This is a genomic window from Streptomyces sp. NPDC023481 (assembly GCF_055560195.1).
Genome location: NZ_JBVHJE010000006.1, coordinates 232002 through 245311, shown reverse-complemented (window position 1 = coordinate 245311; position 13310 = coordinate 232002). Strand labels below are relative to the sequence as shown.

Annotated in this window: 13 protein-coding genes; 7 read left to right on the top strand and 6 right to left on the bottom strand. The window is 69.9% G+C overall.

Annotation, left to right across the window (positions count from 1 at the left end):
• Positions 1 to 16 precede the first annotated feature (16 nt).
• A complete protein-coding gene (locus tag ACZ3ZD_RS15365) occupies positions 17 to 1567 on the top strand; it encodes an MFS transporter (RefSeq protein ID WP_467396930.1) in 1551 nt (516 codons plus the stop codon).
• 18 nt (positions 1568 to 1585) lie between these two features.
• On the opposite strand, the gene ACZ3ZD_RS15360 is transcribed toward ACZ3ZD_RS15365, so the two are convergent.
• The gene (locus tag ACZ3ZD_RS15360; protein ID WP_467396927.1) at positions 1586 to 2056 is read right to left on the bottom strand and encodes a hypothetical protein; all 471 of its coding nucleotides are present in this window, start codon (positions 2054 to 2056) and stop codon (positions 1586 to 1588) included.
• A gap of 164 nt (positions 2057 to 2220) precedes the next feature.
• On the opposite strand from ACZ3ZD_RS15360, the gene ACZ3ZD_RS15355 reads away from it, so the two are divergent.
• Complete coding sequence (locus ACZ3ZD_RS15355) at positions 2221 to 3171, top strand: GlxA family transcriptional regulator (RefSeq protein ID WP_467396925.1); 951 nt, start codon at positions 2221 to 2223, stop codon at positions 3169 to 3171.
• Between the two features lie 101 nt (positions 3172 to 3272).
• On the opposite strand, the gene ACZ3ZD_RS15350 is transcribed toward ACZ3ZD_RS15355, so the two are convergent.
• A complete protein-coding gene (locus tag ACZ3ZD_RS15350) occupies positions 3273 to 3578 on the bottom strand; it encodes a hypothetical protein (RefSeq protein WP_467396922.1) in 306 nt (101 codons plus the stop codon).
• Positions 3579 to 3736: 158 nt separating this feature from the next.
• On the opposite strand from ACZ3ZD_RS15350, the gene ACZ3ZD_RS15345 reads away from it, so the two are divergent.
• Both ACZ3ZD_RS15345 and ACZ3ZD_RS15340 read left to right on the top strand, forming a co-directional pair.
• A complete protein-coding gene (locus ACZ3ZD_RS15345; protein ID WP_467396920.1) occupies positions 3737 to 4162 on the top strand; it encodes an Hsp20/alpha crystallin family protein in 426 nt (141 codons plus the stop codon).
• A 223-nt stretch (positions 4163 to 4385) separates the two neighbouring features.
• Positions 4386 to 4871, top strand: a complete 486-nt coding sequence (locus ACZ3ZD_RS15340) for a DUF2267 domain-containing protein (protein ID WP_467396917.1) — start codon at positions 4386 to 4388, stop codon at positions 4869 to 4871.
• Between the two features lie 312 nt (positions 4872 to 5183).
• Here ACZ3ZD_RS15340 and ACZ3ZD_RS15335 read toward each other — a convergent pair whose 3' ends face one another.
• On the bottom strand, positions 5184 to 5381 hold the full coding sequence (locus tag ACZ3ZD_RS15335) for a DUF397 domain-containing protein (RefSeq protein ID WP_467396915.1): 198 nt from the start codon (positions 5379 to 5381) through the stop codon (positions 5184 to 5186).
• Entirely contained in the window at positions 5381 to 6226 is an 846-nt protein-coding gene (locus ACZ3ZD_RS15330) for a helix-turn-helix domain-containing protein (RefSeq protein WP_467396912.1), read from the bottom strand. The genes ACZ3ZD_RS15335 and ACZ3ZD_RS15330 overlap by 1 nt, the downstream gene beginning before the upstream one ends.
• A 214-nt stretch (positions 6227 to 6440) precedes the next feature.
• Here ACZ3ZD_RS15330 and ACZ3ZD_RS15325 point away from each other — a divergent pair, with 214 nt between their 5' ends.
• Positions 6441 to 7091 carry an ATP-binding protein gene (locus ACZ3ZD_RS15325; RefSeq protein ID WP_467396910.1) on the top strand — a complete coding sequence of 217 codons (651 nt, stop codon included), beginning with the start codon at positions 6441 to 6443 and terminating at the stop codon, positions 7089 to 7091.
• Between the two features lie 23 nt (positions 7092 to 7114).
• Here the strand turns inward: ACZ3ZD_RS15325 and ACZ3ZD_RS15320 are convergent, their stop codons facing one another.
• On the bottom strand, positions 7115 to 10264 hold the full coding sequence (locus ACZ3ZD_RS15320) for a DEAD/DEAH box helicase (RefSeq protein WP_467397204.1): 3150 nt from the start codon (positions 10262 to 10264) through the stop codon (positions 7115 to 7117).
• A 107-nt stretch (positions 10265 to 10371) separates the two neighbouring features.
• Positions 10372 to 11388 carry a hypothetical protein gene (locus tag ACZ3ZD_RS15315; RefSeq protein WP_467396908.1) on the bottom strand — a complete coding sequence of 339 codons (1017 nt, stop codon included), beginning with the start codon at positions 11386 to 11388 and terminating at the stop codon, positions 10372 to 10374.
• 115 nt (positions 11389 to 11503) lie between these two features.
• On the opposite strand from ACZ3ZD_RS15315, the gene ACZ3ZD_RS15310 reads away from it, so the two are divergent.
• Both ACZ3ZD_RS15310 and ACZ3ZD_RS15305 read left to right on the top strand, forming a co-directional pair.
• Positions 11504 to 12520, top strand: coding sequence for a permease (locus tag ACZ3ZD_RS15310; RefSeq protein ID WP_467396905.1), 1017 nt, complete (start codon positions 11504 to 11506; stop codon positions 12518 to 12520).
• A complete protein-coding gene (locus ACZ3ZD_RS15305) occupies positions 12517 to 13305 on the top strand; it encodes a TIGR03943 family putative permease subunit (protein ID WP_467396903.1) in 789 nt (262 codons plus the stop codon). Before ACZ3ZD_RS15310 ends, ACZ3ZD_RS15305 begins: the two co-directional genes overlap by 4 nt.
• Positions 13306 to 13310: the final 5 nt, after the last annotated feature.

Here is a 13310-nt window from a genome sequence, read left to right as displayed (position 1 = left end):
ACGAGGAGGGAGCCCCATGAGCGCAAGCGCCGAAGCGCCGTCGCCGCAGGCCGGCCGGACCATCACCACGAACATCCCCGCCCGGCTCGACCGCCTGCCCTGGTCGCGCTGGCACTGGACGATCGTGATCGGCCTGGGCACGGTGTGGATCCTCGACGGCCTGGAGGTCACGGTCGTCGGCAACATCGCCAGCCGGCTGTCGGAGCCCGGCAGCGGCCTGTCCATCACCTCCGGGCAGGTCACCGGCATCGCCGCCGCCCTGTACGTGGCGGGCGCGTGCGTGGGCGCCCTGTTCTGGGGGCGGCTGACCGACCGGTTCGGCCGGAAGAACCTCTTCATGATCACGCTGGCGGTGTACCTCGCGGCGACCGCGCTGACGGCGGTCTCCTGGGAGGCCTGGTGGTTCTTCCTGTTCCGCTTCCTGACGGGCTTCGGTATCGGCGGCGAGTACGCGGCGATCAACTCCGCGATCGACGAGCTGATCCCGGCGGACTACCGCGGCCGGGTCGACCTCGTCATCAACGGCAGCTTCTGGCTGGGCGCGGTCGGCGGTTCGCTGCTGTCGATCGTCGCCCTCGACACCAGCCTGCTGGCCGCGAACATCGGCTGGCGCCTGACCTTCGCGCTCGGCACCGTCCTCGCCCTGGTGATCCTGCTGGTACGACGGCACGTCCCGGAGAGCCCGCGCTGGCTGCTGATCCACGGCAGGGACCGGGAGGCCGAGGAGATCGTCACCGGCATCGAGCACCGGATCGAACAGGAGCGGGGCGAGCGGCTCCCGGAGCCCGAGGGCGAGCTGGAGATCCAGCAGCGCAAGACCGTGACCTTCCTGGAGATCGCCCGCACGGTCTTCGGCCGCTACCGCAAGCGGGCGGTGCTCGGCTTCTCCCTCTTCATCGGCCAGGCGTTCCTGTACAACGCGATCACCTTCGGCTTCGGCGCCATCCTGACCAAGTTCTTCGACGTGCCCGCCGACCACACCGGCTACTACTTCGCCGTGATCGCGATCGGCAACTTCTGCGGCCCGCTGCTGCTGGGCAAGCTGTTCGACACGGTCGGCCGCCGGGTCATGATCTCCTCGACCTACCTGCTCTCCGGTGTGCTGCTGTTCGGCACGGCATGGCTGTTCGACCGGGGCTCGCTGAGCGCGGGCACGCTGACGGCCTGCTGGTGCGCGGTGCTGTTCTTCGCCTCGGCGGGCGCCTCCAGCGCCTACCTCACGGTGTCGGAGATCTTCCCGATGGAGACGCGGGCGATGTCCATCGCCTTCTTCTACGCCCTCGGCACCGCGGCCGGCGGCATCAGCGGCCCCCTGCTCTTCGCCGACCTCACCGGCACCGGCCGGGTCGGCGACACCGTCCTGGCCTTCTGCATCGGCGCCACGCTGATGTGCGCGGCCGGCCTGGTCGCGGCGTTCCTGGCGGTACGGGCCGAACGCCGCTCCCTGGAGGACGTCGCCCGCCCGCTGACGGCGGTGGCGGGCCGGGCGAAGGCGGCGGCGCGGAAGACCCGCCCCGGCAACCGGGGCGGTGGCCCCGCGGCACCGCCGGCGGCGAGCAGGCCGTAACCGCCCGGGCCGCCCCCGTCAGGCACCGGTGGTGGAACCCGGGCGGACGATCATCAGGACCGTGACGGTGGCCCACAACAGGTTGAACACCCCGGTGACCATGGCGAGCCGCGCGGTCCGCTCCGGCCCCCCTTCCGCTTCGAGGAGGGCGCTCTGGCCCGGCAGCACGAGGGCGACGAGGACGAGCGCGGCGAGCGCGGTCAGCGCGATGGACACCATCAGCCAGGGGCTGCCGAGCACGCCCATCTCGCGGGCGGTGGCGAACCCGAAGACGGGAACGACGACGCCCACGACGGCGTAGACGCGGCAGATCCGGTGCAGCAGACGGAGTGTCCCGGCCGCATCGGAGTCGGGGGCGCCTTGGGGACCACCGGCTCTCGCGGCCAGGGCCCGGCGCGCGGCGGGCGGGAACATGCTGGCGGCGACGGCGACGGGACCGACGGCGAGGATCGCGGCGATGACGTGCACGGCGAGGAGGAACCTGGTCACGGAGGGACGGTAGGGGCGGCGGGGACGCCGGAGAAGCGGCAGGAGTGCCAGGGTTCAGCGGATTCTCGCCAGGCGAGTTCGCCGGGGCGGTGGGCCCTGCTCTCCGGGGAGGTCGGCGTAGACCTCCGTTTGGCGACAACCCGTCGTACCCCTACCCTCTCGCCATGCACACCGTGGCCGTACTGGCGCTGGACGGCGTCATCCCGTTCGATCTCTCCGCCCCCGTCGACACCTTCGGCCGGGCCCGGCTGCCCGACGGCCGGGAGCCGTACCGGGTGCGGGTGTGCTCGGAGCGGGAGGAGGTGAGCGCGGGTGCCTTCACGGTCCGGGCGCCGTACGGCCTGGAGGCGCTCGCGGAGGCGGACACGATCATCCTGCCCGGGGTCGCGGAACCCCCGCCGACGCTGCCGCCCGGGGTCGCCGAGGCGCTGCGCGCGGCGGCAGCGAACGGCACCCGGATCGCGTCGATCTGCGTGGGCGCGTTCCTCTTCGCGGCGACGGGCCTGCTGGACGGGCTGCCCGCGACGACCCACTGGGTCGCGGCCCCGGACCTGGCCCGGCGCCACCCGGAGGTGACGGTCGACCCGAACGTGCTGTATGTCGACAATGGCCAGTTCCTGACGTCGGCGGGCGCCGCGGCCGCCCTGGACATGTGTCTGCACATGATCCGCAGGGACTTCGGCTCGGCGGTCGCCGCGCACGCGGCCCGGATGTCCGTGATGCCGCTGGAACGGGAGGGCGGGCAGGCCCAGTTCATCGTCCACGACCTGCCCCCGGCCCCGGCAGGCACCACCCTGGAGCCCCTGCTGGCCTGGCTGGAGGACCACTGCGACCGCGACCTGACGCTGGCGGAGATCGCGGCGAAGGCCGGCATGAGCACCCGTACCCTCAACCGCCGCTTCCGGGAGCAGACGGGCACGACCCCGCTGCAGTGGCTGCACCGGGCGCGGGTACGGCGGGCCCAGTACCTGCTGGAGACCACGCCGTACCCGGTGGAACGCATCGCCGGACAGACGGGTTTCGGCTCACCGACGGCCTTCAGGGAACGCTTCCGGAGGGTGGTGGGCACGAGCCCGCAGGCGTACCGGAGGGCGTTCCGGGCGGGGGTGTCGTGACGGACGGAACGGGCCGGAGGGCGTTCCGGGCGGGGGCGTCGTAACGGACGGCCGGGGGGCGTGCGGGGGCGTCGTAACGGACGGAGCGGGCCGGCGGGCGCTCAGACGTCCTTGCGGTCGGCTACGGCCCAGGAGGCGACGGCGACGGCTCCGGCGACCCCCAGGACGGAGGGCCAGGCGCCGACCTTCCTGGCCAGCGGGTGGGACCCGGCGAACGCGGCGGCATAGGCGGCGGTCAGCGCGCCGGCCGCCTTCCCGCCGGCCCGGGCGCGCCACTGCCGGGCCGCCGCGGCACCGGCGACGGCCAGGACGGCCCCGCCGAGCTGCCGCTTCCCGGTCCAGCGGGCGACGCCGTAGCCGCCGACGAGCCCGGTGGCGGCGACGACCGCGCTGGGAACCCTGGCCATGAATGCCTCCTCGTATCCCGGATGTCTGCCCCGAGGCTAACGCGCAGAAGGGCCGCGCCCACGAACCTGAGTCGAGGCTTGTCAAGTTTCCGGCGGAGAGTTATATAAGAAGCCGTAGGGCATCGCACCCCAGTCCCTGAAGAGAGGAGTGACCCGTGATGCTCATGCGTACGGACCCCTTCCGCGAATTCGACCGACTCGCGCAGCAGGTCCTGGGCGCCAACGCCCGTCCGGCCGCGATGCCGATGGACGCCTACCGGTCCGGTGACGAGTTCCTCGTCCACTTCGACCTGCCCGGCATCGACCCCGAGACGATCGAACTCGACGTCGAGCGCAACGTCCTCAACGTCCGCGCCGAGCGCCGCAACCCCGCTCCCGACGACGCGGAACTGCTGGTCGCCGAACGGCCCACGGGCACCTTCACCCGCCAGCTGTTCCTGGGCGAGACCCTCGACACCGAACGCATCGACGCCTCGTACGAGGCCGGCGTCCTGACCCTGCGCATCCCGGTCGCCGAGCAGGCCAAGCCGCGCCGCATCCAGATCACGGGCGGCCACGGCGACCGCAAGCAGATCAGCGGCTGACCACGGCGGCGACGAACCACCCCACGCGTCCCGCGCCCGAGCGCGGGACGCGCCCACCCCGGTCCACCTCTCCCCTCCTCGAAAGGGAGACAGCTTCCGGACACCCCACATCCCCCACCCGCCGCACCTTGCTCACTTTGGCCGAACTGCCGCCCATGCCCGCCGCATTACGGGGTACCGGGCTTCCGGTGCCCCGAAGCGTCCCGGAGGAGGAGCCACCACGATGACCGTGACCACCCCGCAGCCGAGAATCGCCATCCCGACCCCGGCCCCGGCCGTGCGTCCGCGTGCCAAGGGCACGGCGGAGGACGCCGACTGGCTGGAGCTGACAGAGACGGTGCGCGAGGCGGGCCAGTACCCGACGAGGGCGGAGGCGGAACGCGTCACCCGCATCGTCCTGTCGGCCCTGGGCGGCCACGTCACCGGTGACGAACGCGTCGCCCTGGCCCAGGCCCTCCCCCGGGAGGCGGGCCGCGTCATCGCCTCCCAGATCCCCGCGACCCACCCCCTGACGGCCCGCGAGTTCGTCGAGTCGGTGGCCACGCGCATCGAGGGCTCGACCCCCGCGACGGCCCGCTGGGACGTCAGCTCGGTCCTGAGCGCCCTGTCGACCCACATCGGCGAGTCCCTGACCACCCGAGTCCTCACCCAACTTCCCCAGGGCTACGCCCTCCTGTTCGGCCGGGCGGAACTGGCCGCGACGGCCTAGCCCACGACGACCGGCAAGCGGGCCGCCCACCTCCCGGCCCGCAAGCCGCACTCCGCGCCGACGCGCGGGCGATACGCGACCGCCCCACCCGGCGTGCAGACGAGACGCGACCGCGCCCCACCCGGCGACCGCAACCCGCCAAGCCGACCCGGCGTCCATGCGCGGCGCGACCGCGCACCCCTGCCAACGAGGCGGGTCAGCGCCATTCGGCACGACAACTGATCCCTGCACGGCAGCGCGCCTAATGGTCTTCGGCGATCTCGAAGAGGGCCTGAGCGGACACACCGGGCCCCTCTTCCGCCTCTGTAGCTCCTACCTGAGCGCGTCTTGCACCAGGGCGCCGACGAAGGCGTGCCAAGTACCGGTCTGGACGCGAATCGTCGAGCCTTCGACCCACTTTGAATCGCGTATGAGCGTGTTGCCCCCCGCGTACGCGCACTCCAGGCACTCGGTACCGCTGCCGCCACTGTGAGAGGACTTGAACCAGTGAAGTTCTAGCGATGCTGCCATCAAGGCTCCTTGCTGATCCGCTCAATGAGTTCGGCCGAAGACTCGAAGTCGAGTGCTTGAGCGCTGAGGTATTCGAACGCCAACTTATACCGGTCCAGTTCCTGCGGCTTCTCCATGAAGAGGCCGCCGCCGATGAGGTCCACGTACACCACGTCGAGCTCTCGGGTCTGCCCGCGCAGGACGGCGAAACTGCCTACGGCAGCAGCGTGCGCTCCCCGTGCGAACGGCAGTACTTGGACGGTGATGTGCGGCCGTTGCGCTTGTGTGAGCAGGTGTTCCAACTGTTGCCGCATGACCTGTCGGCCTCCGACCAACCGACGGATGGCCGCTTCGTCAATGACACACCAGATGTGGGGTGGGTCCTCGCGGTCCAGCAGTTCCTGACGCTTCATGCGGATGTCGACCATGTGCTGGATCTCGCGCTCCGGACACTGCACCTCCGAAGCTCGATGCACAGCTTCGGCGTACGCCTGGGTCTGAAGCAGGCCAGGGATGTACATACACGCGTAGTGATCCTCACGTACGACCTCGTCTTCGAGGGTCAGCATGAGGTTCATGGATTCGGGGACAGGGTCGGCGAGCGAGCGCCACCAGCCCTGGATCTTCGCGCCCTTGGCCAACTCGACCAACGCCAACCGTTCCTCATCAGGGGCGCCGTACTCGCGGCAGAGAGCATCTACGGCCGGCCACTTCACCGTGCCTTCCTTGGTCTCGTACCGGCTCAGTGTCGCCTTCGAAATGCCGACGCGAGCCCCCGCCTCCTCCAGGGTCAGTCCCGCCGACTCCCGGAGCCGACGTAGATCAGCCCCGAGCTGGCGCCTACGAGTGGTAGGTCCAACCGCCATGCGTACGCCTTTCCTGTCGATGCTGGAGATCGTCCTCGACCCCCTGGATGAACTGCAAGGGGGCGTGCGCCGGGGGCGTGATGCCTGCTGACGTGCACCCGTCTCCCTCTTCGTGAGAGTTCCATTTTGGAACTCTCATTGCCACCCTGGTGGGTGTTGGGCGTCAGGAGCACAGAAGTGCCCCTGACGGGACGAGCGAGGGGTCGAGTAGGCCATGCACTGCACCGGTTGTATGCCGCGGAAGAAGTGGACACTGCCGTTTCTGGCTGAGGCGGAGGAAGTAGCCTCGCTACGGCGAATCCTGCGGTGCCATGTTGACCTCTGGGGGTTGCCGGAAGTCAGCGAGGCAGCCCAACTCTGCGTCAGCGAGCTGGTCGCGAACGTCATCAAGCATGTGGGCCCCGGCACGCCGAGCACGCTCACCGTCCGTATGAGCGGTACCCGCTTGCGTCTTGAAGTTCACGACCCCGACCCCCGTGCCCTTCCCACCCTCACCGATGCAGACTCGGAGACAGAGGCGGGCCGGGGGATGTCCCTCATCGACGCGATCACCGAACGGTGGGGCGTCGATCTGTTCCCTGCGCACAAGGCGACATGGTGCGAGCTCCGTACCAGTCTCACCGCGGCGGACGGGCACACCACAGGCCCCCGCGTGTCCCGAGCGGCGAAGGTGCTCGGGTTCTACGCGGAAGCCAGGACGCTGCCGGCCGGGCACCAGATCAGTCGGCTGTGCGCCGCAGCAGCGGAGGACACGGCGATCAGCGTGATCGCCGATCTCCTGCACTGGCTCGGCGCGCACGGCAGGGACCCGGACGAGGTATTGGAACGTGCGCAGGCCCACTTCGAGGCCGACCTCGCTCACTGAACGTCAGGGCCGAGTGACGTCGGTCAGCCCGTTGCGATGGCCGAGTACGTCCACACGTCGGCCGGTAGCTCGTGCTTGAGGCGCCACGTGATGGCCATCGGCTTGCTGCCGGTGTGGGTCACGTAGGTCGCCGGGCCAAGGAGCATCCACGGTTGTGGCTTACCTGTGTCGGTGTTCTTGTAGCGGCGCATGAACAGCAGGACCTCACTGCCTCGCTGCGCGTGCTCCCGGTATCGCATGCCGGTGCCGGAGTCGGGGGCCGTCGAATTCTGGGACTCCCAATGGAAGAGCGTAGGGCTGAGCGCGTAGTCCTTGTACCGGACAGTGGGTGAGAAGTCCTTCTCGTTCTTCTCCAAGGTGATGAGCAGGGCGTCGGTTTGGAGGTCCTCAACCCACTGCACGCCCTGCGCGAAGGACCGGGGCATCTGCCCGCCGAAGCGCGCCACCCCGAGGGCCGCGAGGATTTCGGAGCGGTTGTACGAGCAGTGGACCATCAGGGGAACGTCGCTGAGGCGGCCCGTCAGCGGGATGGGGAAGTGGTCCGCTTGCTCGATGACGTACGACAGCACCTGCCTCAGCTCGTCTCGGAACTCCGGCTGGAAGCGCAGCGAGTCGAGGCCTTCTCTGAAGCTGGTGAAACCGCCGGCGTTATCCCAGATGTTGAAGAACAGCATGCGGGCATAGGCCTGCTCGATCGGCCCCAGCTCCTCGTACGGCGGGACTCCGTCTTCGAGGAGTCGGAGGTAGGCCTGAGCGCGCTGGGGGTCATCGACGTGGAGAAAGGCGTGGACCCTTTTGAGGAGCGCCGCTTCCCCCGTCGGTGCGACACCCTCGACCAGTCCGGACCGGCGCAGGATGGTCGTCCAGGAGGTCTCGTTCTTGTAGAGCTCCTTGATCTCTCGACGGCTCTCGCGGAGGTAGTCCGCGAGGCGTGGCGTGCCGTAGGCCCGCACCTCGCTCACCAGTGTTTTGACTGTCGCGCCGAGTTGGCTCCGGATGTTGTCGAGTACGAGCTCTTTGGACTTGCCTTCCAGGAGGATCTGGCAGCCAGACGGCAGTTGGGGAAAGTCATGCTCGATGTGCTCGACCAGCCGGTTGCGCGTCAGGTTCGTCAGGGCACGGAACTGTTCCTCGAAGCGGAACTCCGCCCTGTGCTGTCCGATGAAGTCGAGGACCGTGAGGACGGGTTTCGTCTCGGTTCGCCTCAGGCCCCGTCCCAGTTGCTGGAGGAAGACCGTCGCGCTGTTGGTGGGCCGGAGGAGGAGAAGGGTGTCGACGTCGGGGATGTCGAGTCCCTCGTTGAAGAGGTCGACGGAGAAGATCACCTGCAGCTTGCCCTCGCTCAGGTCCTTCAATGCCTGGCTGCGCACTTCGGCCGGCGAGTCGCTGTCCAGCGCCACGGCCTGAAACCCGACCGTTGCGAAGAAGTCCGCCATGAAGTGGGCATGCCTCTTGCTCACGCAGAAACCCAGCGCACGCATGGCCGTGGGGTTCGAGACCTTGTCTTGGATCTGCTTCACCACGATCCGGGCACGCGCTGTGTTGCCCGTGTACAGGTCATCGAGCCCCTGCTCGGTGTACGTACCCCTCTGCCAGCCCAGGTTTCTCAGATCCGTGCCGTCCGGTAGGCCGAAGTAGTGGAAGGGGGACAGCAGTTCGTTCTCCAGGGCTTCCCACAGTCGCATCTCGGCGGCGATGCGCCCCTCGAAGAACTCGTCCTGGACGTTGAGACCGTCCATCCGCTCGGGAGTGGCCGTCAGTCCGAGCAACTCGTGAGGCTTGAAATGATCGATGACGCGGCGGTAAGTGGCGGCGGTGGCGTGATGGAACTCGTCAATGACGATGATGTCGAAGTGATCGGGGGCCAACTGTTCGAGTCGCCTGATGTTCAGTGACTGGACGCTGGCGAAGACGTGGTTCCAGTCCCGTGGATCCTGCCCGGAGTGCAACAGCTCCCCGAAGGAGGCGTCGTCCAGCACCTCTTGGTACGTGCGCAGGGACTGATGGAGTATTTCCTTGCGGTGGGCGACGAACAACAGCCTGGGTCGCCCGTTGGGCCACTTCCTGCACAGATTGCGGTAGTCCAGCGCGGCCATCACGGTCTTCCCGGTGCCGGTGGCCGCGACGAGCAGGTTCCGGTGCCGCCCGCGGATCTCCCGCTCGACGGTCAACCGTTCCAGCATGTCCCGTTGGTGCGGATAGGGCCGCACCTCAAGGCCGGAGAGGCTGATCTTCCGGTCGGCGGTCGGGAACGCGCCACCGCCCGCCTGGACCAGTGCTCCGTCCAGGCGCTCACCGTGGAGATCGGGGTCGTACGTCTCGAAGGCGATGTCGTTCCAGTACGCGTCGAAGGTCGCTTCGAACTTGTCTAGAACAGCTGGTGTGGCGACCGACGACAGACGTACGTTCCACTCCAGGCCGTCGAGCAGCGCGGCTTTGGACAGGTTGGAGCTGCCGACGTAGGCCGTGTCGAACCCCGTGTTCCGGCGGAAGAGCCAGGCCTTGGCATGCAGGCGTGTGGAGCGGGTCTCGTAGTTGATTTTGACGGTGGCGCCGAAGTCGCGGACGAGCCGGTCGAGCGCGTGGCGGTCCGTGGCGCCCATGTACGTGGTGGTGATGACCCGGATCTCCACGCCCCGTTCCTTCGCGGCGCGGAGAGCGTCCTCCAGTACCCGTATGCCGTACCACTTCACGAACGCGCAGAGCAGGTCGATGCGATCCGCCGTCGCCAGTTCTGCGCGCAGCTCCGCACCCAGGCTGACGTCCTCCGGCGAGTTCGTGAGCAGGGACGTCTCGGAGAGCGGGGTGAGGGGACGGATCGCGTAGGCGCCCGGTGCCTCCTGCTGGGCGAGGGCCAGCAGTTGTCTTGGCCCGTCAGCCACCGTGCTCACGGGGTCCGGATCACTTTGCCCGCCCGGACCGACCGCCAGGGAGGCGAGCATCTGGTTGATCAAGGGGACGTGCTGCTCGGGTGGGAGCTGAGCGAGCCTGCGGGCGACCACCTCACCGATGTGTCGGGCCAGCACATGGGGCGAAGACTCGACGCTGACCTCCGCTTCGATGGCCCTCCACCCCAGCGCCTCAAGCTGGCTCAGCTCGTCGTACACGCTCTGAGTGATCAGCTTCTCGTACAGCCCGGCGACCGGCTGTGCCGGATCCCCCGCTCCCGCCACCACGACCCCCTCGGATACGCGCCAGTGTCAGTCTGTTCTAACAGGCCGTACTGACAACGGGGTAAGCGGAAGCCCCCTTTCTCCGCCGGAGTTCTCTTCTCTCTGCGTCAGACAGTCGTACCGTGGCAGTCTCCATAGGCGCGCCCCGCCCCACACCAACACCCCGCCCCCCTCCCCGGAGGCCACGCCACTGCCCGACCCCGGGCTGCCAGGGTCGTCGCGTACTGGGGCAGCAACGCGGCGTCCGTCGGGGATGTGCCCTCCGAGGCCGCGAACGCCTCGTAGGACGGGACCGTGCCGGTGACGATGCCGAGGTTGGCGGTGCCGGAGGCGGCCAGTTCGCGGAGCGAGGACTCTATGGTCGACAGGTGCTCGGTGTGGGAGGGGTACTCCGAGGACAGGGTCGGATACGCCGACAGCAGTTCCGACAGTTCCTCTGCCGGCCAGTGCAGGACCGCCACCGGGAACGGGCGGGAGAGGGCCTCGCGGTAGGCGCCGAGTTCGGCGCGGAGGCGGGAGATCTCGGCCACGAGTTCCGCGGGGTTGTCCGAGCCGAGGGACCACACGCGTTTGGGGTCGTGGAGTTCGTCCAGGGAGACCGGGGACGTGTGGAGGGTGTCGGCGAGCCTGTCCCAGTCGTCGTGCGGGAGGCCCAGCATGCGGCGGACGCGGTGGCGGCCGTAGAGGAGGGGGTGGGTCGAGGCGGGGGGCTCGTCGGTGGGGCCCAGCAGGAGGTCGGCGGCCTCGGTGAACGTCTTCGCCGCCGCCTCCAGCTCGTCGTGGGCTTCGAGGGCCTCGGCCACGATGATCCAGGGGGCCGGGTCCCGGGGGGCCGTGGTGCGGATGCCCTCGATGATCGCCCGCGCCTCCGCCTCGTGGCCGTACTCCCACAGGTTGGACGCCTTCAGGGCGCGGACCAGGGCCGGGTTGTCCAGGGTGTCGGCGGACGCGAGCAGGCGGTCGTAGAGGGTGGTGGCCGCGGGGCGGTCGCCGGACAGTTCCAGGTGGGCCGCGGCCCGCAGGAGGAGCGTCTCGGCGTCCTCCGGGTACAGGCCGGCGGTCCGCTCCAGGCGTGCCGCTTCGGCGGTGTGGTCGACGTTCTCGGCAGGCGTGTCGGGGCGCATGGGGGACACCGTACTGCCGGGCGGTGGCAAACGTGAGGTGCCCCCGGGGGGTGTGCACACCGGTGGGGTTGTACGGATATCTTCGGTGCCGACATCTACCCGGGGTGGAGCGGGCATGCAGACGACGGATGCGCTGGTCGCGGACGAGGTGGCGGACGTCCCGGACGAGGGGCGGGAGCCGCCACGGCACTGGCCGCTCCTGCTCGTCGGCGCCGCCGTCGTCCCCGGTGGCCTGCTCTTCCTCGTCGGGCGCTGGGGGGACGCCCCGGCCGTGCAGGCCTGGCGGACCGTGTGTCTGGCCGTGACCGTGCAGGCGCTGCCGTTCCTGCTGCTCGGTACGGCCCTGTCCGGGGCTGTCAACGCCTTCGTGCCGGAGGGGGTCTTCACCCGGATCCTGCCCCGGCGGCCCGCGCTCGCCGTGCCCGTGGCCGGGGCCGCGGGGGTCGTCCTGCCCGGGTGCGAGTGCGCCTCCGTGCCGGTCGCGAGGAGCCTGATCGGGCGCGGGGTGCCACCGGCCGCCGCCTTCGCGTTCCTGCTGTCCGCGCCCGCCGTCAACCCCGTCGTGCTCACCGCCACCGCGATCGCGTTCCCCGGGAACCCCGCCATGGTGTGGGCCCGGCTGCTCGCCTCCCTCGCCACCGCCGTCGTCATGGGGTGGCTGTGGCTGAGGTTCGGACGGCCCGAGTGGCTGAAGCCCGTCGTACGGCACACCGGGCACCGGGAGGGGCGCAGCCGCCTCGACGAGTTCCGGCGCGGGTTCCAGCACGACTTCCTGCACGCCGGCGGGTTCCTGGTGCTCGGCGCGATCGCCGCGGCCACCTTCAACGTGGCCGTCCCGCGCTCCGTGCTGGACACCTTCGCCGTGGCGCCCTGGCTGTCCGTGCTGTTCCTCGCCGGGCTCGCCGTGCTGCTCGCGGTGTGTTCCGAGGCCGACGCCTTCCTGGCCGCCTCGCTGACCGGGTTCCCGCCGGTCGCGCGGCTGGCGTTCATGGTGGTGGGGCCCATGGTCGACCTGAAGCTGATCGCGTTGCAGGCGGGCACCTTCGGACGGGCCTTCGCGGTACGGTTCTCCGCCGCCACCGTGGTCGTCGCCGTCGTGTGCAGCGCGCTGACCGGATGGGGGCTGCTGTGACAACGGCCGAGGGGACCCGGCAGTCGTACCGTCTGCTCCAGGCGGGGCTGCTCGTCCTGTGCGGGCTCGGGCTGCTGCACGTCTCCCTCTTCACGGACGTCTGCCTGCGCTACGTCAAGGACGGCATGCGGCCCCTGCTCATCGCCTCCGGGGCCGTCCTGCTCCTGCTGGGCATCGCGAGCGCGGTCCTCGACAGGGCGGCGCAGGGAGCCGGGGAGCACCACCACGGCCCCGACGACGAGCGCCCCGACGGCCACTCCGACACGCACCACCACAGCCACTCCGGCGTGCCCCGCGTGGCCTGGCTGCTGCTCCTGCCCGCCCTCAGCCTGCTCTGCTACGCCCCGCCCGCCCTCGGCGCCTACACGGCCGCACGGCAGCCGGCGAAGGTCGTCGTCCACGACAGCGACTTCGACCCGCTGCCCCGCACCTCGCCGCTGCCCATGACCCTCTCCGACTTCACCAGCAGGGTGCGGCAGGACCGGACGGGGGCCGTCAAAGGGCGCGCGATCCGGATGACCGGGTTCGTCACCCCCGGGGCAGGCGGAAGCTGGGAGCTGACCCGGATCATCCTCAACTGCTGTGCCGCCGACGCCCAGTCCGTGAAGGTGCGGATCTACGGCGGGCCCGCCCTGCCCGCCGACACGTGGGTGAGCGTCGTCGGGACCTGGCACCCGGGCGGGACCCTGGGCACCGGCTCCGCGACGGTCGCCCTGGACGCCCGGAACGTCACGAAGGTGCCCCGCCCGGCGAACGGCTACCAGGACGCCCTGCCGCTGGGCTGAACCGG